This window comes from Streptococcus sp. SO4, assembly GCF_030440055.1.
Classification (GTDB): Bacteria; Bacillota; Bacilli; order Lactobacillales; family Streptococcaceae; genus Streptococcus; species Streptococcus nidrosiense.
In genome coordinates this window covers 14,787-40,141 of record NZ_JAQFJI010000007.1, presented here as the reverse complement: position 1 = coordinate 40,141, position 25,355 = coordinate 14,787, and the positions used below count along the sequence as shown (strand labels likewise).

27 protein-coding genes are annotated in these 25,355 nt (G+C 34.1%); 2 read left to right on the top strand and 25 right to left on the bottom strand.

What is annotated here, in order from left to right; genetic code table 11:
- Positions 1-4 precede the first annotated feature (4 nt).
- Positions 5-1,255 (bottom strand): dicarboxylate/amino acid:cation symporter, encoded by a 1,251-nt coding sequence (locus tag PCY08_RS05475; protein WP_301559697.1) that lies wholly within the window; start codon positions 1,253-1,255, stop codon positions 5-7.
- Between the two features lie 251 nt (positions 1,256-1,506).
- Here PCY08_RS05475 and PCY08_RS05470 point away from each other — a divergent pair, with 251 nt between their 5' ends.
- Positions 1,507-1,860 (top strand): DUF3397 domain-containing protein, encoded by a 354-nt coding sequence (locus PCY08_RS05470; protein ID WP_301559696.1) that lies wholly within the window; start codon positions 1,507-1,509, stop codon positions 1,858-1,860.
- 121 nt (positions 1,861-1,981) lie between these two features.
- The gene (locus tag PCY08_RS05465) at positions 1,982-3,640 is read left to right on the top strand and encodes an N-acetylmuramoyl-L-alanine amidase (RefSeq protein WP_301559695.1); all 1,659 of its coding nucleotides are present in this window, start codon (positions 1,982-1,984) and stop codon (positions 3,638-3,640) included.
- A gap of 45 nt (positions 3,641-3,685) precedes the next feature.
- Here the strand turns inward: PCY08_RS05465 and PCY08_RS05460 are convergent, their stop codons facing one another.
- From PCY08_RS05460 to PCY08_RS05345, 24 genes are all read right to left on the bottom strand, one after another.
- Positions 3,686-3,991: a hypothetical protein gene (locus PCY08_RS05460; RefSeq protein ID WP_301559694.1), complete on the bottom strand. Its 306-nt coding sequence runs from the start codon at positions 3,989-3,991 to the stop codon at positions 3,686-3,688.
- A gap of 175 nt (positions 3,992-4,166) precedes the next feature.
- Positions 4,167-5,030: a DUF6287 domain-containing protein gene (locus PCY08_RS05455; RefSeq protein ID WP_301559693.1), complete on the bottom strand. Its 864-nt coding sequence runs from the start codon at positions 5,028-5,030 to the stop codon at positions 4,167-4,169.
- 434 nt (positions 5,031-5,464) lie between these two features.
- The gene (locus PCY08_RS05450) at positions 5,465-6,598 is read right to left on the bottom strand and encodes a site-specific integrase (RefSeq protein WP_301559692.1); all 1,134 of its coding nucleotides are present in this window, start codon (positions 6,596-6,598) and stop codon (positions 5,465-5,467) included.
- 37 nt (positions 6,599-6,635) lie between these two features.
- The gene (locus PCY08_RS05445; protein WP_000665060.1) at positions 6,636-6,971 is read right to left on the bottom strand and encodes a DUF771 domain-containing protein; all 336 of its coding nucleotides are present in this window, start codon (positions 6,969-6,971) and stop codon (positions 6,636-6,638) included.
- A gap of 60 nt (positions 6,972-7,031) precedes the next feature.
- Positions 7,032-7,277 (bottom strand): DUF4160 domain-containing protein, encoded by a 246-nt coding sequence (locus PCY08_RS05440; protein ID WP_001127469.1) that lies wholly within the window; start codon positions 7,275-7,277, stop codon positions 7,032-7,034.
- Positions 7,270-7,521 (bottom strand): hypothetical protein, encoded by a 252-nt coding sequence (locus PCY08_RS05435; RefSeq protein ID WP_000588738.1) that lies wholly within the window; start codon positions 7,519-7,521, stop codon positions 7,270-7,272. Before PCY08_RS05435 ends, PCY08_RS05440 begins: the two co-directional genes overlap by 8 nt.
- A gap of 49 nt (positions 7,522-7,570) precedes the next feature.
- Complete coding sequence (locus PCY08_RS05430) at positions 7,571-7,888, bottom strand: hypothetical protein (RefSeq protein WP_301559691.1); 318 nt, start codon at positions 7,886-7,888, stop codon at positions 7,571-7,573.
- Positions 7,889-7,950: 62 nt separating this feature from the next.
- Positions 7,951-8,823, bottom strand: a complete 873-nt coding sequence (locus PCY08_RS05425; RefSeq protein ID WP_301559690.1) for an LPXTG cell wall anchor domain-containing protein — start codon at positions 8,821-8,823, stop codon at positions 7,951-7,953.
- A 15-nt stretch (positions 8,824-8,838) separates the two neighbouring features.
- Positions 8,839-9,933, bottom strand: coding sequence for a phage tail tip lysozyme (locus PCY08_RS05420; RefSeq protein ID WP_301559739.1), 1,095 nt, complete (start codon positions 9,931-9,933; stop codon positions 8,839-8,841).
- Positions 9,933-11,996 carry a hypothetical protein gene (locus PCY08_RS05415; protein ID WP_301559689.1) on the bottom strand — a complete coding sequence of 688 codons (2,064 nt, stop codon included), beginning with the start codon at positions 11,994-11,996 and terminating at the stop codon, positions 9,933-9,935. Before PCY08_RS05415 ends, PCY08_RS05420 begins: the two co-directional genes overlap by 1 nt.
- Before the next feature lie 9 nt (positions 11,997-12,005).
- Entirely contained in the window at positions 12,006-14,513 is a 2,508-nt protein-coding gene (locus tag PCY08_RS05410) for an ATP-binding protein (protein WP_301559688.1), read from the bottom strand.
- Complete coding sequence (locus PCY08_RS05405) at positions 14,497-14,889, bottom strand: TcpE family conjugal transfer membrane protein (RefSeq protein ID WP_049504189.1); 393 nt, start codon at positions 14,887-14,889, stop codon at positions 14,497-14,499. Before PCY08_RS05405 ends, PCY08_RS05410 begins: the two co-directional genes overlap by 17 nt.
- Before the next feature lie 9 nt (positions 14,890-14,898).
- The gene (locus tag PCY08_RS05400) at positions 14,899-15,117 is read right to left on the bottom strand and encodes a TcpD family membrane protein (protein WP_049504187.1); all 219 of its coding nucleotides are present in this window, start codon (positions 15,115-15,117) and stop codon (positions 14,899-14,901) included.
- Positions 15,118-15,122: 5 nt separating this feature from the next.
- Positions 15,123-16,052 (bottom strand): conjugal transfer protein, encoded by a 930-nt coding sequence (locus tag PCY08_RS05395; protein WP_049504186.1) that lies wholly within the window; start codon positions 16,050-16,052, stop codon positions 15,123-15,125.
- Entirely contained in the window at positions 16,052-16,525 is a 474-nt protein-coding gene (locus PCY08_RS05390) for a hypothetical protein (RefSeq protein ID WP_000561368.1), read from the bottom strand. The genes PCY08_RS05395 and PCY08_RS05390 overlap by 1 nt, the downstream gene beginning before the upstream one ends.
- Positions 16,522-16,989, bottom strand: a complete 468-nt coding sequence (locus tag PCY08_RS05385) for an antirestriction protein ArdA (protein ID WP_301559687.1) — start codon at positions 16,987-16,989, stop codon at positions 16,522-16,524. Before PCY08_RS05385 ends, PCY08_RS05390 begins: the two co-directional genes overlap by 4 nt.
- Before the next feature lie 22 nt (positions 16,990-17,011).
- Positions 17,012-17,380: a hypothetical protein gene (locus PCY08_RS05380; RefSeq protein ID WP_049504181.1), complete on the bottom strand. Its 369-nt coding sequence runs from the start codon at positions 17,378-17,380 to the stop codon at positions 17,012-17,014.
- Between the two features lie 59 nt (positions 17,381-17,439).
- Positions 17,440-17,712: a hypothetical protein gene (locus PCY08_RS05375; RefSeq protein WP_001152051.1), complete on the bottom strand. Its 273-nt coding sequence runs from the start codon at positions 17,710-17,712 to the stop codon at positions 17,440-17,442.
- An 81-nt stretch (positions 17,713-17,793) separates the two neighbouring features.
- Positions 17,794-18,114, bottom strand: a complete 321-nt coding sequence (locus tag PCY08_RS05370) for a hypothetical protein (RefSeq protein WP_301559686.1) — start codon at positions 18,112-18,114, stop codon at positions 17,794-17,796.
- Entirely contained in the window at positions 18,111-19,340 is a 1,230-nt protein-coding gene (locus tag PCY08_RS05365; protein ID WP_301559685.1) for a replication initiation factor domain-containing protein, read from the bottom strand. Before PCY08_RS05365 ends, PCY08_RS05370 begins: the two co-directional genes overlap by 4 nt.
- Before the next feature lie 277 nt (positions 19,341-19,617).
- A complete protein-coding gene (locus PCY08_RS05360; RefSeq protein WP_301559684.1) occupies positions 19,618-21,369 on the bottom strand; it encodes an FtsK/SpoIIIE domain-containing protein in 1,752 nt (583 codons plus the stop codon).
- A 19-nt stretch (positions 21,370-21,388) separates the two neighbouring features.
- On the bottom strand, positions 21,389-21,847 hold the full coding sequence (locus PCY08_RS05355; protein ID WP_301559683.1) for a hypothetical protein: 459 nt from the start codon (positions 21,845-21,847) through the stop codon (positions 21,389-21,391).
- Complete coding sequence (locus PCY08_RS05350) at positions 21,847-22,149, bottom strand: hypothetical protein (RefSeq protein WP_301559682.1); 303 nt, start codon at positions 22,147-22,149, stop codon at positions 21,847-21,849. Before PCY08_RS05350 ends, PCY08_RS05355 begins: the two co-directional genes overlap by 1 nt.
- Before the next feature lie 88 nt (positions 22,150-22,237).
- Positions 22,238-25,255: an SspB-related isopeptide-forming adhesin gene (locus tag PCY08_RS05345; RefSeq protein WP_301559681.1), complete on the bottom strand. Its 3,018-nt coding sequence runs from the start codon at positions 25,253-25,255 to the stop codon at positions 22,238-22,240.
- Positions 25,256-25,355 lie beyond the last annotated feature (100 nt).

The following is a 25,355-nucleotide window of genomic DNA, read 5'->3' as shown; positions in this document are numbered from 1 at the left end:
CTCCTTAAGAAAAGCTGACTGAAAGTTGGCTTTCCTTTTCTTCTTCTAAAATATATCCTTCTGTTTTTTCAATAACGCTAACTGTTAAGATTTGACCCAAAACATTGATCATAGTACGGCCAGCATTGACAAAGAAATCTACTGCAAAAATCAAGGCGACTCCTTCAACTGGTAAGCCCAATTGAGGTGCTGCTGCCAATAGAACCACGATAGCTCCTGATGGTACGGTTGCCGCAGTTTTTCCAATCAAACTCAATAATAAAACAGTAAACAAGAGACTTGATAAAGAAAATTGAATGCCGTAGGCATGCGCGATAAAAATCGTCGCTACTGAGAAATAAACTGCTGCTCCCTCTAAGTTAAAAGTATATCCTAAAGGAACAACTAAATCAATCGTATGCTCGTCATGCCCCTGTTTTTTTAAATCTTTAAGAAGTGATGGCAAGACAACACTAGAACTACCCGTAACAAAAGCTAGAGTCAAGAGACTCCAATTTTCACGAAAGGCTGACAAATACGGCACTTTAAAGAATACAGCAATCAAAGGGAAAATAAGGAGAACCAATACAGCATAAGCCAAGTAAGTTCCGATTACAAATTGACCAAGCCCAATCAATTTATCAAGGCCAGTAGTTGCAACATCTTTGGCGATAAATCCAAAAATTCCAATCGGTGAAAGTTTGACGATCACTGTAACAATCTTGTAGATGGCTTCAATCCAGATTTGGAAACCTTCGATAATTTTCTGAGATTTCTCTGATTTAAGATTCCCAATTCCGTAACCAAGAAAGATAGCAAACACGATAATTGGCAATAGAGCGCCATCTGAAAGAGACTTGACAATATTTGATGGAATAAAACCAAGCAAAAATTCGCTAAATTTGACATTATTGGCAATTCCATCAAGGTTTCCACCAGTTTGACCGATATTCACTCCTTGACCAAATCCTAAATAGTAACTAGCAAATACAAACAAAAGAGTAATGGCAGTTGTTACTGCGAAAAAGTAAACCAAACTCTTGGTCAATATTTTTCCGAAAGATTTTTTCCCGATAACACCGGCTACTGCAACAACGATAGTTGGGAAAATTAATGGGATGATAACCATGTTGATCAATTTAATAAAAGCTTGTCCTAAAAATTGATAAAAGCCTGCAAATTGTGGCCAGATGACTGCAGCAATCACCCCCAAGACCAAAGCCACTAATAATTGGATTCCTAGTGAGAGTTTTGACCATAACGTAACTAATTTCATAAGAAACTCCTTTATTTTATTTGCTACTCATTCTACTACTATTCTTCTCTTCTGACTAATATATATTTTCTATGGTGAACATAAAAAAGATTTATATTGAGAGTTCAAACTATCATCGTAGCAAACACATGATTCATTCTATTCAAGCAGGAATTATAAAATCTGTTTCTTACCAATGATTTTTTGCTAAAACAGTGATAAATCAAGGAATTTACTTTTCTATTCTCAAAATTTTATGATACAATAATGGTATGATTTTAATGAAACTTGCTTCTATCTTGCTTTTGGTACTAACCTTAGCTCTGGCGATTATTTTAAGCAGACTCTTTAAGTTAAAGAAAAGGGGCGTCAATGCTGCTGATTTGGCTTTCCCTTTTCTAATTTTTGAATATTATTTGATTACGGCTAAGATGTTTACACATAATCTACTTCCCGTATTGGGAATAGCCTTATCAATACTAGCAATTGTGTTAGTCTTTTTCTTCTTAAACAAAAGACGTAGCTTTTATTATCCCAAATTTATTAAATTCTTTTGGCGAGCTGGATTTTTACTAACACTGCTCATCTATATTATCATGATTGCTCAAATTTTCATGATGAAATAGTCAACTAAAACAATACAATCTACCAGCACCTCGATCATTGGTTACTAGATATTCCTAAGAGGGGCTTTTCTAATGAGATTTTTAAAAAAAGATTATAAAAAATGTATAGGAGATTAATCAAGTGAAAAAAACGCTCTTGGCAAGTGCCATTACGCTTTCAGTATTTGGTCTAACAACCAATCTTAGCTATGCTGAGGAAAACAAAGCACAGTCTACCCCAGTAGAAACAACACACAGTGAAACCGCTACTGACAAAGTGGAGAAAAACAGTCTTCCAGCCAAGGAAACTGAACCTTCAACTGAAGCAAATGCCAATCAAACGACAAATCCAGCTAAGAAAGAAGACAAGGCTCCAGAAGTTCAAAAAGAAGGTTGGGTATTAGAGGAAAACCACTGGCGCTTCTATGAAAATAATGCCCCTGTTCTTAACTGGAAAAAAATTCAAGGGAAATGGTACTACTTCAACAAAGATGGCATCATGCTGAGTGATACTATTTTTGATGGATATATCCTAACTAGTAGCGGGGCTATGGTCGATTCTGGTTGGAGTAAACTCCAAGATAAATGGTATTACGCTAACGCTTATGGAAAAATTTCTCAACAAAAATGGGAAAAGATCAGTGGTGTCTGGTACTATTTTGATCAAGATGGTGTCATGCTCAGCAACACAATTTTTGACGACTATCTGTTTACCAATAGTGGTGCCATGGCTGAGAGTTCTTGGGTAAAACAAGATGGACAATGGTACTATGCCCTTGCTTCTGGTAAATTAATCAAAAATAAGTGGGATAAAATTAGTGGTACCTGGTACTACTTTAACAAAGATGCTACTATGGCAAGTAACCAATGGCAAGGTAGCTACTACCTAAAAGCTAGCGGGGCTATGGCTGAAAAAGAATGGATTTTCGATAAAAACTATGATAGCTGGTTCTACTTGAAATCTGGTGGTGCTTACGCAGCGCGTGAATGGATTGGTTCTTACTACCTCAAGGCAGGTGGCTACATGGCTAAGAGCGAATGGATTGACGATAGCTACTATAAAGCCCGCTACTATGTGGATGAAAATGGAGTCTATGTTACAGGGACCCATAAAATCGATGGACAAACTCATCAATTCCAAAGCAATGGTAAATGGATTGGTGAAACTTCTGTAAGTCGTGGTTTTGAAAAGGGGAAATATAACAATATTATCTTCCTAGATCCAGGCCATGGTGGTAAAGATCCCGGTGCATCTTATTATAATATCACCGAAAAAGAACTGAATATGCAAGTTTACCAAAAGCTTCGCAAGGAGCTTGAAGGACTCGGCTATACTGTTCTTTCTTCAAGAGACAGTGATGTCTTTGTAGACTTTGTCACCGAACGTTCAAGAATGGTTAATAAGACTGACTCAGATATCTTTATTAGTATTCACTTCAATGCTAGTGGTAATCCAGCTTCAAACAGAGCTGGAATCCAAACTTATTCTTATGAAGAAGCTGCTGGTTATCCTTCTAAGATCAATCCGTACTGGCATAACCACCCTGACCGAATCAGTGAAAGTAATCGCCTCGCGGCAGATATCCACTCTTCACTACTAGCTGAAACTGGTGCTAAGGATGCAGGTCGTCTACGAAGTAGTTTTGCTGTCCTTCGAGAAACTGATAAACCAGCCGTTCTATTGGAATTGGGCTATATTGACAATTTCAACGAGAATCAACAAGTCCGCAGTGATGCCTACCAAAACAGATTGGTTGCAGGTATCGTTAAGGGGATTCAAAAATATTACGCAGGTCAATAAAGAAAAAATCTCGAGGAATACTCGAGATTTTTTGTATTATTCTTCTTACTTGTTGGCTTCAGGAAATAGAAAACCAATTCCCACGCAAGCCAAGACTCCTGCACCGATAACTACACCACTTGAAAGTGGCAAGAGATCAAGAATGGCATTAGCGATGATAAAGGCAATAATCAAGCTCATGAGACTGGCCTTATAATCTTTTTTTACTAGATTTTCAAGAGTGAAAAACAGAAATAGACCTACTGGAAAGAGTGCCCAGATGTTAACATCCAAACTTGGCCATCCAACAAAGCCAAAATACAAGACTGCTACTGCAACAACTAAAAATCCAATACCTAATACTTTTTTCATGATACGACCTCATTTTCTATTTTGTTAGGAAGCTTCATCTCCCCTTGACAATTACTACTATAACAGAAATAAAAATCGCAAACAATAGATTTTGTCTATGTGGTAGACATGATAGACTATGTGGTCAGAGTTTCTCTAAAAAAGAAGCCATTGCTGGCTTCTTTTCATTTATTTTTCATTTTTCTTTAGACTCTAAAGCTGATTTGATGGCATCACGATCAGTTTTTAATTTCGTTAAATTTTTCTCTTCAGATTCTAATTGAGTCGTATCTGGTTTAACTCGATAGTAAACATTTTCTGGATGCATTAACATTCCTTCATATTGTTGTCCTGCAAAGAGTCTATCCTCAGTGTGATTGGAATTGTCTGTTATTTTACCATCATCACCAGGTTCCATGACAACCCCACTTGGTACAACGACTACCACAAACCCTCCCGCCTGAGAACCTTTTGCCCAAGCGCCAAGGGCTACTGTTTCTGGGTTACGATCATTCTGACTTTTTGATACTTTCAATTCAACAATAGACTCATGCTTTTGATCATTGTATATCCAAGAAGATTGGACTTCCCCTGAATCATTAATGACATATCCATTACCAGACTGTGTCCGCCAAGTTCCTTCTAAACTTGATAAATCATTATTTCTGATAGCTTCAATATCTAATTTGGGAACAGAAGCTTCTTTTTTAAATTGATTAACGAGTTGCTCTGATTCTGAGATCTTGGTATCCAAATCAGACAATTGTTCCTTTAGTTTTTGAATTTCCTCTTCCTTAGCCTTATCCTTATCGTTCTCTTTCCCCTGACTTTTTGTAGTTTCTTCAGTCTTAGATGAGGAAGAAGTTTGATTTGCTTCTTGCTTAAGATTAGATGAATTTAAAAAGATACTAGCAACAATGATTATAACTAGAGCTGTTAGGGCAAGACCGATATACATTTTTATATTTTTAGTTGTAGAAGAGGCTTTTGCCAATTTCGATGCAGTTGCTTTTCGACCGTGAGTCTTCTCAACATGTTTCATCCGTTCTTTCTTGTTCATGATACTCCTCCTCTTTTTAATAAATGTTGATGATTCTAACCAGCTATTGTAGTTTTACTATTTCTGATGCCAATCAATAATATTTGTATAAAGGTAATCTAGCACATAGATTATACCTCTCTTCAAATACAGATAAAAAATTTTATAAAAATGTTTTTGAATATTGCTAAAGAGTAAATCAATCTAATCTACTTTATTCTATATTCCCTTTTTGGTCAAAATTTGGTCAAAAAGACAAATCTACTACATTATTTTTAAAAATCAACTTGTGATAATTGCCTTTAAATAAACATTTTGAATCTTCTTTGTCTTTCTTTACCTTTCTAAAATGCCGATTGCAGGGATAAGAAAATATCTCAGAAATATTGTATTATCAATGCTTTTGATACACTTGGTCAAATTTTGGTCAATGAATTTGCTTTTATTTTTCTTCTTTAATCGACCAATAACTGCCTAACTGTATCATACTCTTTATCGATCACTTCTTGCAAAACATGACCATATGTTCTAATAATTTGCTGAATATCTTTATGTCCCATCAGCTTTGCTACTATCCATATATCCACCCCCTTTGCAAGTAGAAATGAACCGTAGGTATGTCTACCTGAAGTTGCTGACATTTCTTGACTACCAATTCCAAGTTCTGATAAACAAACTCTTAAATATTTATTAAGACCTGCATTTGTTGGGATTCTATATCTTCTATCATAAAAAACTAAATCTTCTTTATTCAAATCTTCACGATCATAAAGAACTTTAGACTGTTCTGCTTTTAAATCTTCTAGAACTTGCAATAATTTTTCATCAACAGGAATCTCTCTAACAGAGGTTTTCGTCTTTGGGGGAGTAAACTCTTGTCGATCTCCTGAAAATCTTCTATATGTTTTAATGGTCTTGTTTTCAAAATCAATGTCAGACCAGCATACTGCCATACCTTCTCCAACTCTAAATCCAGTCTTAAATAAAAAGTATAATAGATAAGCCATCACCGATTCTCGATAATTAAATTTTGACCGTAGATGAGATAACAAACTTTTATAGTCAGAAATACTATGGAGATATTTATCATCAATATCTTTACCAGACAGACCAAATATTTTTACACCCTCAGTAAAATCATTCAAAACTAGACCATTTCTCTTGCTAAAATTGACTACTGTTCGAATATCAGCATTTAATCGACTTACATGATCTTTAGTTACTTGTTCACCATATTCATTCAATTTAGACTGATATTCTTTATGACTAATTTGAACTGCAGGTATGTCTAAAAAGATTTTCTCCATCATCTTTCCTCTATAAGAATAGCCTTCTTTTGTCGATTTTGCCTTTTCTGATGGAAGAATCACTAAATCATACCAATCCTGCCACAACTCATACAGTGTAGCCTTACTATCAAACCTCGCTGTATAATTTGATTGATATAATTTCCTCTCTTTTTCCTGAGCTTCATTCATTGCTTCTCGTTTAGTTCTAAAACCCGAATTTGTCGCAATAACATTACCTTGCTTATCAAAGATACGGTAATCCCAAAGTTTGTTTTTTCCACGCTGTCTGTAACTTGCCACACTAACTCCTTTCTGAATGGCAGTCATCACCATTCTATTATAACATTAATAATATTTTTTGATAATTTTTATCAAAATATTCCCTTGTTTTTCTTGCTAAAAATCTATAAGGTGATCCCTTACTTTTCGGATATAAGACAAATCCTTCTTTATTTTGCTCAATATCTAATTCATTTTTTATTGTTGGATTCAATAAAATATCATTGACCAATTTTGTTTTACTAATAGACAATAATTCCTCAACCTTATCAATAGTCCACCATTGACCAATTTCTTCTTTCTGTATTAAATCTAGATACTCGGAACGACTGATCAAAACCATATTGGAAGGAATTGGAACTTCAATATTAAATACTTGTTTCGACTCTTTCATTTACTACTCCTTAAACAACAGCAAAAAAAAACAAGCCATTTCTGGCTTGAATTTATTTTCTTAATACGCACTTTTTTGATATTCATCCCATAAAGCTTGAAGATCATCTGCATTTTCTAAAACATACTGCCTTACAATCTTCATATCTTTTGATTTCAATCTACCATCTCGAAGCTCTCCAGTCAAAAACATTGAACCTACTTCCTCACCATGGATATAGATATGAATATGTGCCTTCTGACCTTTATGATTATGCTCATTCGGACGAATCTCAATACCATACTTCAAAAAAGAATACTTAGGCATGTAACAACCCCACGTAGTCCTTCCACGTTTCAAGGTAGTTATCACGATTCAATTCAATTTGTTTTTGAGCAAACCGAATATCATAATCAGCCAAGTCCAAGTCCTCTAAGACTTCACCTGTAAGAATATTAAAAGTTCCAATCAATTCTTCATCATCATACATACGTAAGATAGGGTTATTAGGATTTTTAAAAATATCTTCTTTTGTGACTTCTAGATTTGTAACACCAAATTCTTTAATCATGATTCTTTCTCCTTTCACTTTCTTTTATTATATCACATTTTCAATTATTTTATAATTGTTCTAACAACTTCTCTATATCAGGAAAATAAGTATAAGCTACTCCTCTACTGAAATCAAAAGAGTAGCCTTCCTCAATTGATACAGATACACTAGCATAATTTCTTCTTGGTAATTTTTTATTAGCATGACTCCCTTCATAATCATAAATAACTTTAACAAACTTCGCATTTTTTATAACTTCAACTATCATAGTTTCAATACCATGATCAGTTACAGAGTCAGCAATAAACTCTATAGATTCTTGATTTTCACCTAACCTACTAGCTAACTTCACAGCATAGATTTTTAATAATTCTACTTGATCCATTTTAACTCCTTAAACCAACAAAAAAACAAGGCAAGCTTTACCCTGCCTTGGCTAATTTTGTGCTACTTTACTTTTCTTTTTCCCAAAAATGTTGCAATCAAACCAACAAATCCCCAAATAGTTGCAAAAATTGTGCTAGCTGTTCCAGTATTTGGAAGAACTTTTAGTTCCCCTTCCTTATCTTTCAAAGCGATTGTTCCATCTTTTTGTTTGACTGCTCCCACTTCATAAGGCTCTTTTTCTACATAACTGCCTTCACTTTCTTCTACAACTACTTTGCCTTTATTAGTGCCTACAATCTTATATCCTGTATTTGTTTCGATAGGTTTTTCCTTAATTTCTTCTTTAGTCACATTCAAGGGTTTAGGTTCTTCTTTTTCTTTTACTCCAACATTATCCTCTGCCTTTTGTTTTTGTTCCTTCACTTCTGGAGTATCTTCTTTATTTGGTTTCGTATTTTCTTCTCCCTCTTTTGATTTATCCGAAGTTGAATCAGAAGATTTTTGATCTCCTTGTTTATCATCACCCACATTTTCAACAGGCTTTTCTTCTTTAGATTTATTGGTAGAAGGACTTGTTGGCTCCACAACTACTCCTGTATGATCGTGTTCCTGATTCTTATTAGTATCTTTTCCAAGTTCTTCAGATGGTTTATCTTCTTTTGGTTGTTCTGTTGGCATTATCTGCTCTACAACTACTCCTGTACTATCCTTGTCCTCTTTTTTCTCCACACTTCCACCCAAATCCAGATTTTCATTTACTGTTGGCGCTGTAGACTCCTTAGGAGCTTCTGCAGGTTTTTCTGAAACTACTAAACCTGAATTATCATTTGGAGTTGAACTATTTCCACCCAAATTAATTTCATCTGCTAAAATTCCATTTGCGACTGAACTCAATACAGCCACTGACAACAATGTTACAAATTTTTTATTCATATTTTTCCTCTTTTCTTATTTACCAATTACATATAAAAAGTTTTTTGCTTGGTCAGCAGTAAAGACACGATAATCAGTAATTCCTGTTCCTTGCATCGGTTGAATCACATTACATTCAGAAATCAATATCGAACCATCATCTTTAATATCCTCGACAAAGGCAACATGACCATAGGTTGCATGACTACCTGCTTGTCCTCCTTGAAACGAAACAGCAGAATGTTTAGTCGGTGTATTTGTCACCTCATATCCATCCTTGTGTGCCCAATCCTGACCATTTCCCATATACGGATCAAAGTTTATTCCAAATTCTTTTGCACGATTGAAAACATACCAAGTACATTGACCATAAGGATAAAATTGAGTGATGTAGCCAGCTTGATTTATTTCCTTATCAATCGAAAATCCACTAGGTAATTCAGTCGAAACCTGACCAAATGGAACATCTACGCTACCTGCTATTGCACTGCTACTTGATGAGCCATCTGATTCAATCGTACCTTTAAAGACTTCATACCACTTCTTACTGTCCTTTTCCAGCTTCTCTAGTTTTGTTTGACCGTCTGATAACAATACACCTTCATAATGTTCAGACCAATACTTGGCACTTTCAAAAGGATCAGTTGCCTTTTGCATATAATCTTTGACTTTTTTATAGCTATGATTTAATTCATAACTCATTAGTTCTAGCTCTACTGTACTATCCAAAGTACGAGAACTTGCATTTCTCCATCTATCACCATTGATAGTATTATCCCAACCTGACCATTGGAAATATCCAGCAACTCCACCTGAAGGATTCGTTAGTTTAGGATCAAATCCACTTTCTCTTTCAGCATTTGCAAGAGATCCACTAGCTCCCTCTAAAGTAAATTTCTCTTTAGATAGTTGCCAGTTAAGAATCTTAATGACATCTTCTGCACGTTCCACCGAGATATTCGCTTTTTGAGCTACTTCTTGTGCTGTTAAACGTGTTCTCTTTCCAGTCGTACTATCAGATGAACTACCTGAAGACACACCTACAAATCCAATCATCAGAATCAAGATTAGAAATAAGGGTAGAATTGTCGCAATTATAGAACCAAAAATCTTTGCGTATTTTTTAGCTATCACTTCCTACCCCTCTTTCTTTCAATATTTACATTTGGAAGTTCTACTTTTTTATCTCTTCCCTTTTTCTTTAAACTACTAATCTTACCTCCTTTCATTTTTTTACTTTTCGGAGAATTAATCTTTGATTTTTGAGGTGAAACTTTATTCAAAGGATTCACTTGATTCATTCTCTTGTCTACCTTGGCTTGAAATTCTGCTTTCTTTCTGGCCAAACGTTTTTCTCTCAAACGTTTCACCTCATTACGAGAACTATTTTTCATTTTCTCATGATAATCTGCCTTTGTTCCAAAAGATTCTCTTTTTGAATTTAAGTCTATAAACTTATTCGATTCTTGATTTCTAAACGCATTTGTACGAACTTCATAAAGGAAAGACATCGCTCTATTTCCTTTTTCTTTCAGAGCATTAACCGTACCTGTTGTTCTATGTTTGACAGTCGCATAACCATCTCTAACTCTACTATAAGTTTCATTTTCGTTAGTACCAGATACCTGTTCTTTAGCCAATTCTTGTTTTTTATCCAGGTTATTAGTTGGCGAGCGTAAATTTTTAAGACGAGCTTGTAGACATTCTTTCCCCATCTTCAAACCACCTTTTGCCAACTGACCACTAACTACTAAACCGTCTTTACCTGTCCTATACAATTTCTCTCGAATCGTTTTAGTTCCTTTATTCAGATTAAATCCATTTATTCGACTAACAGGCAAACGCCCAATTCGTGAGAACATAGATAAAATCATTGCTCTATTCTTAATCATTAAAACTAACAATATCGCTTTCACAAATATCACAACTAATACATTCTCACCAACTGCATAGCCAATGAAGTCTGTTAAAGAATTATAGAAGAATACAAACAATGTTGTAGCTAATAATGTTACAGATGATAAAATCAACATAGATATAGCTTTTTTATTAAATCCATGAATCAAATGTTCCATCTTTGGAAATAGACTGATCAATAAAATAAATGGCAATATCAAAATTAAAAAGATATAAACCATTAAAAAGAAAAATCGTGATAATCCTAAAACAAGATAAACACTACCAACTACAATTACATCAACCAGTGAAGCAAAAGCATAGCTAAATTTTGCTCCCCACTCATTTTTCAACATCTTATTTTCAGGATCTTTGTCTTTGGCAATATCCTTGATTTTTTTCCCACCGACAAGATGATCTCCATCACCCTGCTTATATCCAGCTAAATCTTCAAATTCCTTATCAGATAGTTGAAATGAGCCATCTTCCTTTACTGGAGAGTTCATATACTTATAAGCCTTGATAATAGTATCATTAAAATAAGCATCAATCTCATTGGAACTTTCTGGAGTCAGAGTTTTTGTTATCTCACCATTAAGCGTAATTGTTGTTGTTCTAAATCCATCATATAAGTGAGCCAATAAATATTTATTTTGACCGTCCACATTGAATCTTATAAAATATAAACCAATAAGAGTATAGATCAGTACCATTTTAATAAATGACTTCATCACACTACCCTTACCAGTCGCAAACAAATACAATAGATAAACTGCCATACTAGCACCAACAACATAAACAACTTCTTTACTGAATAGAGAAGAAAATACTTTACTAGAATTGTCTATCGTATTATTCAATAAAGAAGTTATATCACTCATTCCATCAACTGCACCATAAATACCAGCAATAATCCAAAAGATAAATTTTGATACCCAAAATACAGCTTGCACAATCGAATTGAAGAAATAATTCATATTTGAATCAAATCCAAAAAATTTCTTATCAAAATAAACCTTACTAGTCAAATCAGACATTTGGGACTTATAATTTTCAAAAGTCAATTTACTTGATTCTTCTTTTTTCTTTAAGGCTTCTTGTGTTTCTTTTGCCTTTTTGGCATTATCCAGTATTTTTTTTGCATTTTCAGCAGGATCGGTTAATTTTGGAGTATTTGTATTTTTATCAAACTCAATAATATTAAAATTATTATTCGGTAAAATTGGCTCAGTAGCACTAGCTACAAAAGGAAAGAAAAATATAGACAAAATAAATCCTAATAAAATATTCCTTCTCATTTTTCCCCCTTACTGTACTGATACCAAACTAGATTCAACTGTTTCAAATAATGGTAAAAACTCAGGGAAAATTGTACCATCTACTGTAATACGTTCTTTTCGTCCGAAAGTATCGTAATAGATACATTGACCCATTGTTTGATTTTCTAACCACGCTCTTGATAATTCATCATTTTCAACTCGTAAATGTTCCAGTATTGCTTCTGTTTCTGTATGTTCAGGAAAAGCAAAGACTGTACCAAATCCAGTTGTATCATCACTTGTTTTCAAGTCTTTTACGGATTGAGTTACCAATACTAAGAAATTGTTAAAGGATCGTCCTGTACGTTTGATACGGTTAACTACTTGTCGTCCAGCAGGAGTTGACATAATCTGCCATGCTTCATCAAGGAATAACATTGTTTCCTTATCTTTCTCACGTTCACCAAAAATCGCACAGAAATAAGTTAAAGCATACATAACGGTCAAACTTCTCAACTGAGTTTCAGTCATTTCATCTTTATTTGTACCTTTAGGCATATCAAGACCTGTAATTTCAACAATAATTACTTTATCATCTGTTTTCAAAACTTCTTGACTACCATCAGAAAAGCACAAAGATAGCAGTGAATTCTTTGAAATTCTCTTCAGGAAATAGCCAGCAGTAGCAACTTCTTCTTTTTCATTGCTTTCCAATTCTGCAAATACCTGCAACATACCAACCTTTTCACCAGCATTTCTACGCTCAAATACCTTATCAATCGCATCTAACAGATAGGGTTGAATCTTGATATAAGAATCTTTATCCAACACAGAAGCTACAAGTACTGTTGCTAATTCTGTCAACTCTCCTTCATCTTCTAAAAATGAGAATGGATCAAGAACCCCTCTATTTTCCTCTTTTCGCATATCCAAAGTGATAAAACGAATAGAGCGTATAAATTTTTGAAGTGGTTTATAGGTGCCAGCCTTTTCTAACTTAGCTAAAACTGATAAAAACTGTTTCTTCATTTCAGCTTTAGGATCGACATATAATACTCTGGCTTTAAATAGAGCATGAAAAACAAATAATAACTTTGTCAGGAAAGATTTTCCATTCCCAGTCGCACCAGTAATAGCTGTATGAGGATTGCTTGTTTCCTTTCCATGAATACCAATTTTATTCGCTTGTAGTAAGTTCGTAAACACAATATTGGTACTTGAATCCAAAGCACGTTTAAAATCTCCAAACCATGAAGCAATTTCTTTATCAATTCGAGCAATAGGAAAGCCAATATCTGTACCTACTTTTTTCTTTGTAAAGAAAAGATTCTCACATAATCCACGCAGACTTGAATATTGTAAATAACTTTCTCTTTTATTATCAATCAACTCTGTCAAACGACACTTATAGAATAAGTAGACTTGATCTGCAACAGCCTTGACAATTTCAACTTCCATATCTTTCAATCTTGAAGCTAATACATCATACTTCACATTCAATTCTTCAATACTATCACCAGTAATCTGTAACAAGTGAAGATACGTTACCATCAATTCCTTATTATCATGCTTCTCTTGAAAATCTTCTAACAACTCATGACTTTCCAAAACTTCAATCTTTTGAACATCATCATTCTCAGCAGTTTCATTTACTGTATTCCCAAGATTTTTGCGTTTATTTCTTGCTTTTGTACTTAAAGAATAGATTCCACTTCTTGTTGAAAAACGAACTTTCAACACACTATTGACAGGAAAACCAATATTCTTAATTTCCTCTAGTAAATGTAAATAGGAAACGTTTTTGGGATAAGCATATACAGGAATTGTTGCAACATAACTTTCTTCTTCACCATTGATCAACTTCAAAGCATTTCCAGCACCAACTTCAATAATTGTTTCGTCCACATTCTCAATCGAATTTTCAAGCGCAACAATTTCACTTTCCTTATCATAGTATTGACCATTCAAAAAATGAATTCGATTCAATAGCTCTAAATCAGTTTTTTCAACTTCCTTAATAGTTAAAGTATGTAACTTTGTTTGAATCAATTCTTTCTGTTTTTCCCAATCTTTCCACCATTCAACTTTCGGCAACTCTTCAAAGCCAATCATTTTCATAATTGTTTTTCGGAAAGTCATAATTGTCTGCTTAATCGTCACCTTAAAATCAGACGACACATTGACCGACTTTAAAGGTACAACTAAATAATCTCTTGATTCTGTTAAATATGTAACTTCTTCCTCTAGCCTTTCTTCTAATTTTGAAATCACATAATTTCCTAATGGACTTGTACCAACATCTTGCTCAATATCCTGAGATAGTAAAGCGATCTTCTTTGCTAAATCTAAATCAAAGTTAATAGTATGAATCGCAAGATCATTGTATTCAGCAATACTAGACAAATTATTGAATACCAGGTCTTTGCTATCCTCTTTCTCACCATCTTCAATCGTATTGATGACTTGTGGCTCTACTTCAAATACAGCCAGCACACTTCCATCTTTTAAGAGAATCAAGCTATCATCTATCGCCCAAATGTTATTCGTTAATTCCACGATAAATTCTTCTCACTTTCTCATATTTTTTTCCTTTACAAAGATACATTGTTGTCCGTTCTCTATCATACTCAACCCAAAACTTGAAATAGTCTACTAGAAATCGAAACAATGTTTTTCCATCAATCTTATTCTCAGATAATATGTTTCCACACCACCAACCAGCAAACAATGAAGTTACAAAACGAAAACCCCAATCCAATAAGGGTACATACCCTAGTAAGAACCATACTAAAACAAAACTTACTAGAGTATAGACTATAGTCGACATTTTTATCGCAAATGGTAAACTGAAATCCTCATTTATTTTATGTACCCAAATAGGTTGTTTAAAAGCAGTAGTATAAACATAGAGTTTTTTATCTTCCCTCCTCATAACATTTTCCTACTTGAATAATTCAAGGGCTTTAGACCAAATAGGCTTCGTAGCATTTAATACTGTCTCAGGATTTTCAAAAAAGAAAAGAATGAATCCTGCAACCAAAACAATCACAACAAGTTTTCCTAACTGCTGCTCCTTCCATGCTTTAAGAGCCTTCATACCAGCAAAAAATGCGACTGCTGGAACACCAAGTTTTGATACTAAAAATTGAAACAATGCCATTTATTCTATTCTCCTTTTTCTTCCTTTTTATTAAAATCAGATGGAATTATGTGTTCCATCTTTTCTACAAAATAACTATCTTTATCTTGTCGTAACTCAAAACTAAAATTTTCGCTATGAGTTGTCCCAGCAACATCAAGAGTGATTTGAGCATAAGCAAGTATTTTCCCATCTTTTTCCTTGAAATAGGTATAATCCAAACTCTTGAATGTTGCTCCACCAATAGACTTAATTCCACTAGAAATCAAATCTAAGTTTGCTTGACTAGTCGTATAATTTTTAAAGAACAATTCCATGAAAGATACCAACTTTTTACGTTTTCCTTCTTCCATTTCATCATTCGCAACTAGAGATACATGATTCTCTTTTTCTACCCCATCAGCTTTAAAATCACTTACAGGAGAAAACCAAGACAATCCAGATACATAATACTTACCATTTTTTTCACCGTAAGGAATCGAAAATTCAATCCCTACTCGCTGGCTTTTATCTCCATTTTTTGTATCATAGATCACACGGTAAACAGCAATTCCATCTTTAGCACTTAACATTCGAGCACTAACAAGATTCATTTCCTGTTTTGTCTGACCTTGATTTTTTACATCAGGAACACTTCCATAATAGTCATTCAGTTTGGAGATATTTTCATCAGATGATCCAGCTTGTGAATCATAAGTAAAATATCTACTCACATAGCCATCTAAAAACTGTTCCAAAGTTCGATCTGTTTCTTTTCTTGCTTCGACAACAGGAGATTCAGAAAGTCTTGCTTTCATTTTTGCAGTAGTCGATAAAGAAACAAACATAGAAAAAGCTCCGAATAAGACAAAAAAAGATAAGCCAGCTAAAAAAATCAAATTCGATTTTTTCTGGCTTATTTTTTTAATCTTTAACTGTTTGTCTTTTCGTGGCTTCTTTAAAAACATATTCCTCATTAAAAAGAAACCTTTCTATAAAATCCATTAGGAGTATTCAAAACTTCTCCTTGGTTAATAAATCCTTGAAATACTGTCACCCAATTCCCACACTTAAAAAAATAATCAATAACCGATTTATAATCTAACTCTTTCGTCAATTCAAAAATTGTATCAACTTCATCTTTAGAACAAAATCTATAATAAGTCGTTGCAATTTTTGTCACAGGAATATAACGCTGTAATTGAAATTTGACAATGTATTCATCACCATCATATAATTCCAACACTGCTTTCTTCAGCAAGTAAACCTCATCTAAAGACATAATCTTATCTACTTCCCAATCAGAAATCCCACAAATAAAAAAATTATCTTTTTCAATTCCTCTATCTTTCATTCTTTCTAGGATTTGATCTCGACTGTACTTCATAATATCCAATTCACAAAGAAATTCAAAATTACCTTCGTTCAGAACCCTTATATTCGCTATCATCTTGATACAAAGTAACCTTTATCTACAAAACTACCACCTTCTTCTAAGCGAACATCACGACCCAATTTTTCATGGTCTAAATATTGAAGCAATTTTTCCTTAGATAGTTCTACACCAAGTTCCTCAACAAGATATTCACCTAACTCTCTATCCGTATCTACATCAGGATATAAAAAACAATCATCAAAATCTACACTTGCCAAGTATGATGGATCAGAACTTTCTGATTCTATAAATGATAAAACCAAATCTTCATCTACATCTTCCACATTTTCAGCAATGCTATTCGCTGAATCCAAAGTTAAGCCTTCACAATTCAAAGTAGGAAAACCTTCAATCGAATCAATAATAACCTCAATTTCTTGACCTTCATAGCCAAAGCGTTCAGCTACTTCTTCACTAGAGCATGGAAGCAAAACTCGTCTTGCGATTCCTTTATAAATAACTAAAGCCATTAAATCCATTTTTATTTCCCTCCTTTACTTTCTACTGCAACAAAAACCAACTATCGCCCTCATGACCTAAATAGGTATATGATTCACTCAAACGATTGATGATTTCTTCTTTATGTTCTTCTACATAAGCAAATAATCGCTCTTCATTAACTAACTGCTCATATTCTTCATGGTTTATAATTTTAGCAAAATCAATCAATGATTCCTTCGTATCAACTTCTGTAAATGAATTGATTGCTACATTATCAGGATTACAACCTTCAAATTCTTTAAACTCCACACCATCAAAACATTCATCTAACTTAGCAATAACTTTCTCAGGTAAATCCAATAAGGTTTTCCCATGCACATAGTTTTTACATACATCAGAAAAATTATCGTAAACTACTTTAACACTCATTTAACTCTCCTTCCAAAAAATAAAAAGGAAGCCATAATTGACCTCCTTCACAATTTTCATTAAATTGAAGCTGAACGCTCAAAACTACAACCAATCGCAAATGCTCGATTTGTAACTTTATTAAGTTCCTTATTCATCGCATAATAACTAGACAGGTCTTTCTTGATACATTCAATAACTTGATACGGTAGTTGCAATTCTTCTTCATTTTTAAGAAGTGCACTCAATTCACCAGCCATAGTCCATGCTTGCTTAAATTCTTGATCCTTTAGTTTTTTTGCAAGTTCATTCGACAAATCAATAATTTGTTTATCTTTTCCAGCTAAAGCCATTTTTTATACCTCTTTCTTTTCATTTTTATCTTTTACATTTTCTAATTAGACAGGCTGGAGAACGTTTCTTAACTTTCATATTCACATCCACCCCTCTAAATGAAATCGTTCAATCAATTTTAAACACTCCATTTCCATTTCTTCTTTACTCCTTCTTAACAATCCAAACCAAAGTAACTTTCTCTTAACTTCTACTTGTCCTGCTAAATATGATTCATAATCTGTAATCAATCGTTTCAATTTAACCCAATCACTTCGCTTCTTTGTCAGATTATAGGTTTGAGATTGAAACTCAATATAGGCTTGATAATCTCTTGCTAGCTTACTATCTGTCAAACCATCATAAAAATTTCTTGCAGGAATCAAATATACAATTTTTTCAATGTCTTTATATTCAATCATTCTGTCCTCCCTAACTGATTTTGAAGAAACTCTAATTCTTTTCGCTGCCTAGGTGTCAGTTCTCCTGAATCCATTATCTTTTTCATATTCTCTTGCATGAACAATCGATCAATTTCAGACACAAATAATAATGAATTAGAAACCCTTTCTACCAACCATCTAATCGTCCTTTCCACTGAATAAGGTTCAGGGCTAACTGTTAGTCTGACTGCTTCATGATTTCCGAAAAGTTGTTGCCACTTGCTATCATACTTTCTAAAACCATGTTCATCAGTACCATCATAGATTTGTATCGCTCCTTGAAAAATTGACCTCGTTAATTCTGCAATCTCACTACCAGCTAAGACTTCTGAAACAAATGCCCTAGCTTTTCCTTGCGAAAAACGAACTTCGAAGCGATTCCATATCCTAAACAGTCTGACACTAGCTGATACGCTAATTCCTTCTTTCTTTGCTATCTCGTATCTCTTTTCATAAAAGTTAAAATACATTTCAGATTGACGACTACCAAGATAGATTGATAAGCCTTGCCTATTTTCTGATTCAAATGGATTTTCAAAATCAAATCCTCCACCACCGACAAATGAAAAGCTCTTCAAATAAGGGGATACAATCTCTTGTTGATAGTATCTAGTCACTAGTGTTGACAAATCAAAATTCTCCTTCGTATCCTCCATTGCCATTTCATCAACTGCAATATCTATTCGAGTTACACTAAAATCACCTCCATAACACTTCTGAAACCTTTTTATAAAGTCAGTCCACGTTAGGTTACTATTTTCAAGATACATTTCTAATTGACGACAGCCTTGACCACTTAATTGAACCGTAATCCTATTTTTATCCTCTCCATTTTCACTAAAGCAGGAATTAAAGCCGAAAAACCAAATATCACCATAACGATACAACAGTTCATATTTCATAAATGAAGTTGTTTCAGGTCGAAGCATAACATCCAATCCGAAAAATTCTTTTGCCACAAAGTATACATCTGTTTCATTGTGAAGCGTAAATCTGAAATAGTCGATCATGTATCTTGTTAGATTAGTGTCACCGTTTTTTAAACTGAACTGATTTTTTATTTCTATGAAATCTTCCTTTTTCAATGTTCTATACCCATTTTCATAGGCTTTTAGGGTAGAAACAGGGATACCAGTCTTTAATGACAACTCTTTTCTTGTCATATTTCGTTCTTTTCTAAATTTTTTTAAGTTTTTTCCTTCCATTTCTCCTTCAAAACTCCATTTTTTACCAAAAGGGACACAAAAAATCACTAAAGGGACACACCTTTATCCCTTATCGCCGTAAGCGTAAAGTGCATTTTGTAACTTTTGTTACCCACCTATTAGAATAGGTGGGTTAATTAGTATAGTCCAGCCCTCTAGTGAGCGCTAGTGAGCGCAGACGCTCGTTGCTTCGCTTCCTCGCTTCTGCTACTAGCTACTAGAGAGCTGGACTACACCAACTACCTATAAACTAAGAAAAGGGGGAACTCCCCTCTTCTCATAGTTCGTATTCATCAAATGGAAAATCTTCTAAAATATCAGACCATTTTTGAGTTCTTGACTTTTTCAGCTCAAACAAATCTCTAACCAAAAGAACCAGAGCCTGATTCATTACAATTATTCCATCTTCCCTTATAATCGTAATTTTTCCTAATTCTTCTAACTTCTTCAGTAAATTTTGAACTGATGAGAAACTAACTCCAATATCCATAGATACATCACTTGCTTTAGCAAGATCATTTTCATCTTTCTTTATTTCTTTTTTACTAGCCATCAAGTCTTGCACCATTTCAGAACTAGCTTTTTTAACTTGTCCTTTTTGCAATTCTTCTTTAGCTTGCATTTCTTCCTGTAATACTTGTTTTTCTTCTTCAGACAATCCAGCTCTAGGATTCTCTAAAGGATTGAAGGGATTTTCTCTTCTGTCTATCTTTTCATATTCATCATAAAAAGATAATTTTCTTTCAAGTAGGGGTGAATAAAATTCCCTCGCTACTTCTCCATAAACACAAGCATAACCACGACCATAAACACGCTCACCAGCAAGATATTTAACATACTTAAATTCTTTGTTCCTATTGACTTCCCCAAAGGCTAGGTCATAACCTACCTCGTCCAATCGACCAACAGAAATACGGAAGTTAATATTCGCTTGTAGTTTAGAGCCTAAGTCTTCTCTCGAAGGTTTCTGCATAGCTATTACTCCAAAACAACCAGCTTGCCTTCCTAAAAGTAGGAATTGCCCCATAGCATTTTCTAAACGCTGTCTTGTTTGAAAATCAAGCATAGCACACAAGGCATTATATTCATCACAAACTAAGAAATAAGGCTCTAAACCATACTCATAAAACTTCTTCAAGTCCTTATCGCCATTTTCTTCACGTTTTTTACGCATATAGGCATAACGTGAAAACATAATCTCTACTGCTCTTTCAATCATAGAAACAATATCTTCCACTTGATAAGAGATTCGACCTTCAAAGGCCTTTTGTTCTGCCATTGTAACAAAATCAGCTTGTTTTGGATCACAAATATCCACTACACCTACTTTTGACATAGCAAGAATCAACGTTCTTAAAAGTACAGTTTTACCACCACCAGTACCACCACAGACTAACATATGAGGATCATCAACAGGATTCCAATAGAGATTCTTCATCAGTTGAATACCTTTATCAGAATAGTTAACATCAGTCACTTTGATTCGATTCAAGAAAGCAGAATATGCTAGTTTATAAGTTTTAAACTTAATATCGTCCTGAACTTCCATAAAGTCCATAAAGAAAGTTGTTTCTAACTCACTACCAATCTTCTTAAATTTCTCTTGAAATTTATTCCCAGCCATCTTAAAAGCAACATCAAGATCATACCGATTCTGTTTCAAATAGACAGCAGGAAAGACAATCTTATCAATAGTACCTGATTCACGCTTCACTTTCTTTGTATAGGTATAGCCATTCTCTTTCAAAAAGAATGCTAATTTTGAAAGTCTTTCTAATTTTTGGAAAAGAAAGAATCTTTCTTGTGAAAACCATGTAAAATAAATACTCAAAACAATAAATACTACAAACATAATTACAAGAATAACAATAGCTTGTATATCCAAAGCCTTGATTTTTTCAAAATTTAAATAACCATAATAAATAAGCGCAGGACTAAACAATAAAAAGAAAAAAGAAAAGATAAAGTATCTAAGATTCACCATATAAGGCTTAATCTTAATTCCTCTATATGCAGGAAATAAACCCATATCTTTTCTCCTTTAGCAATTATCCTTTATGTTCTTGTTTCTGTTCTTGCTTTTGATCCTGTTTAGGTTTGGTAGCAGCTTTTTTTAGCTTATCAACTACAAATACGAATCGGTGCTTATTAGGTTCAACTTGATTTCGATCAGCCTTACGCATACCATGATATGCAATCAACAACGTATCAAAATCAATAGTTTCTTGATATCCAAGATTCAAAGCATCAATTTCTTCTTCTGATTGTTCAGTTACTTTCAAGAATACAGTGTCTTCTTGTCCTTCTGAATATACTAAAACTTCAACACCATCATAATCACCTTCTCCTGTTTCGAGATCAATATTTACAAACTGTGCCCCTTCATTCTTAATAAATTTACAATTCCCCAAAACTTCCTTTGGATTTAACAACAAATCATTCAAAATACGATATTTTTTTGAAAAAATTTCTACACGATTTCCAAGTTCTAGTCCGTTTTTAGCCATTATTTATTACCTCCTACACGTTTAAGTACTTTAGCCAATACATTTGTTGAAGCAGAGAAATTCGGTCCTTCAACATAATCTTCTAGGAAAATTGGATCAATAGGTTCAACTTCCTCATTTACTTGATATGTAGACATATCTTTTGGAGTAATAATTGAGAACATACCGTGCTTCCCATTCATCACAATATGTCGTGTACCCTCAAAAGGTTTACCTTCAATAATAGTTGGTGCTTTTTCAGAGCGTACATAGTTAGCCTTCCCAATCGCTTCAGGATTGAATTTAAAGTTTTCAATTTTCATTTCTTATTTTCCTTTTCTAATTACATTTTTAAACAAAACAAAAAGGACGATAATCCTGTTCTATTATCGCCCAACAACACAATATTCACTAGTATTTTTTACGTTTAAGACCAGCTAGACCAAGAACAGATAAAATAGCAGTACCTATCAATCCAAGAGAACTTGCATCAGTACCTGTATTTGGCAACTCTTTAAATTCTACAGATTGTTCTTGTTTAACAGATTCAACTGGCTTGGAGGGTTCAACTGTTTTAGACGGCTCAGTCGGTTTAACTGGATTAGGTAGTTTAGGTAATTCAGGAGAATTAGGAACTTCAGGAGTATGAGTCACTACTTTAGCTTCCATCTCTTGACCATTGACAATATTGACAAATGTATTTTCAACTTTCCCACTTGCGATACGCTCAACTTCGATATAGAAATCAGCATCGAACGTACCTTGTACTCCTAGAGAGTTTAGGAACTCTTTATCAATAGTGTAAGCCCACTTACCGTCTTGTTCATTCCATGTTACTTTAACAATCTTCTTGATAAAGTCAGAGTTTGTACTTTGATCAAATTCAAATTTAAAAGCATAAGCAGAACCTTTCACGATCTGATCTCCTGCCTTAACCACTTTACCGTCAGCCAAGACGACATCATAAGGAAGAACTAAGTCTTTTTCAGCAAGGTATTCTGTACCACGAATGATACCTGACCAATTGCCAGTATAACGATCATGTCTAACATCTAACTTATCAATGCCATCATACTGATAAAGAGTGTCATGTTTTACTGGAACAGTTACACCGTCCAAAAGATAGCGTAAATATTCCCCAATTTGAATTTCTTGACCGTCCCGAACTTTAGAATTATCTTTGTGATCCAAAGCATGTTTTTCAGGTTTCAAGTTAGGAACTTGAACCGTTACTAAGTTAGAAACATAGCCATTTCCAAAGTCAATTTGGTTGAAATCGTTCTTCACAATTTGACCTTTTTCTACCAACAAATGAGCAGGAAGATCAATCGTGATATTCTTAGCTTGTTTAACGTAGTTTTGATAAAATGAAGCCGAGTCTTTCGCTACAAACATATAGAACTCACCTTTTGGATTCAAGCCTGCCTCTTTCAAAATGTTTTGAATTTCCTGTGTACGTTCTTTTTCGGAAAGAACATGATACATATTAAAAAGATCCTTAACATCTTTACCAGTAGAATCCTTCATTGTGATTTTGTTATCATCTACCATGTAAGCACCATCTTGTACATCATCTACCATTGCCCAAGTCTTACCATGAGTTTTAGAATCAGCAGTAAATGTTGAATATGGTTTGTAATCCGTTGTCAAACTGAATTTCACATTTTTATCAAATGTATTTGCTCCATCAATATTGTTTCCAAAGTTATCAGTAATAGCCTTTACAGGTTTTGGAGTGGAAGGAGTTACACGTAAACGTCTATATTTAATTTTTACAGTTGGGGCATCAGGTTTATTTGGTAAATCTTTTGGTTTTCTCAAAACAAGCTTTATTTCTTTAGTATCCTTTTTCTTCCACTCAGGTTCAACTGGTGGCTTAGAAAGGATAGTTACAGGCACTGTTGAACTTGCCTTACCAAAGATACCAACAGCCCACCCATCTTGATAGAAAATATCTTCATCTTTCAAATTACTTCCTGCCGAACCAAGTTGTCTTTTAACTTCTGCTCGTTTGGATTCAATTTCATCTTCTCCACGAACGCCTACTCCATTGTGATAAGCAAAATTCAACTTAGAACCATATCCAACAGAAAGAAGCGAACCTAGAGGAATATCTGATTCATCCCCTACGTTAGCATATCCAAGATCACCTGCTTTTACTCCCAATTCATGGACATCATGAGTCCATGGGGTTTTATATTCGCCTTTATAATATTCCTTATTATCACGGTTTACTTTCTTAACTTCTGAACCATTTGGATTTAAAACAATTCCTTCTGAACCATCTTGATAGGTAAAGCGTAATTCTTGTCCATAATCAATATCATTAAAAGTAGCAGCGATAGCCATCCCAACTTCTTTTCCTGTCTTTTCATCAAAAAAGTCAATTTTTGTGTCAAATTGAACTAGATTCCCAAACAAGAAATTGATTGAACCACTACCATTGTCTTTTCTAATAAAGATCTTTGTAGCACTTAATGGCTTGCCATCCTTAACCCACTCAGCTTCCACACTATTGAAAGTAAATCGGGCAGAGATTTTCTGCCCCTCTTTGCTTTCAGCAACATTATGGAGCGTGAATGAATCACCTGTTTTTGGATTCACAATTTCAGCAAAAACATCATCATTTTTTGAGAGCAAGTCTGTACGACTTCCACTAATAGTTGTGTCTGAATGTAGTCCAATATAATCTTTAACAGCCGTTAAACCTTCTACTCCTTCAAATGAAGCAGTTAGATTGCTGTAATAGCCCACACTGCCACGTTTGCTTTCATCATAATTGCCATAAACTTTAATATGAGTATTTTCAGCCTTCAATCCTTTCTTAGTAAGTTCTTCTTTTTGATTGTTGTAAGCAGCCAGTTCCTTATTGTAGTTTTCTAGCTTCTTGTCATACTGCTCTTTTAGTTCCGTATTTTCCTTGTCAACATTCTTATTATAATCTTCTTGAGCTTTCAGGCTTTCTTTGTAGTCATCTTTTTTCTTTGCATTATCACGTTCGATACTCTCGTTTTCAGCTAAAACTGCTCGACGTTCAGCTTCGTTATTTCTTTTAGCTTTCTTATATTCATCCGTTTTCTGTTTGACTTCTGATTCATGTTTTGCATAATCAGCTTCAATTTCTTTTTGCTTACTTACGACTGTTTCGCTTGTTGCAACTCCTTCATCCTGAACATCATCAATTTCAACATTTACCCCAGCTTCTTTAGCTTCAGTCATAGCTTTATCAAGCGATTCATGAGAAATTGCAACTTCAAATTCTGCTTTCTTTTCTACAGCTACAGGGGTATTCACATTTACCTCATCAGCAGTTACAGTTGAAGAGAAAGCCATTCCCAACATTGCAAGTGCAAGGATAACTCCACATGCACCACCAGATTTCATCTTACGAATAGAACCGTAAGACTTAAATTCTTGATTTTTCAACATTTATTATTAATTCTCCTTTTATTGATATTTTTATTTTTTAATCTCGTCACTTTCAAGAAGGGGAACGAGATCGCTTAGCTACTACAATCATTTTTTCTCC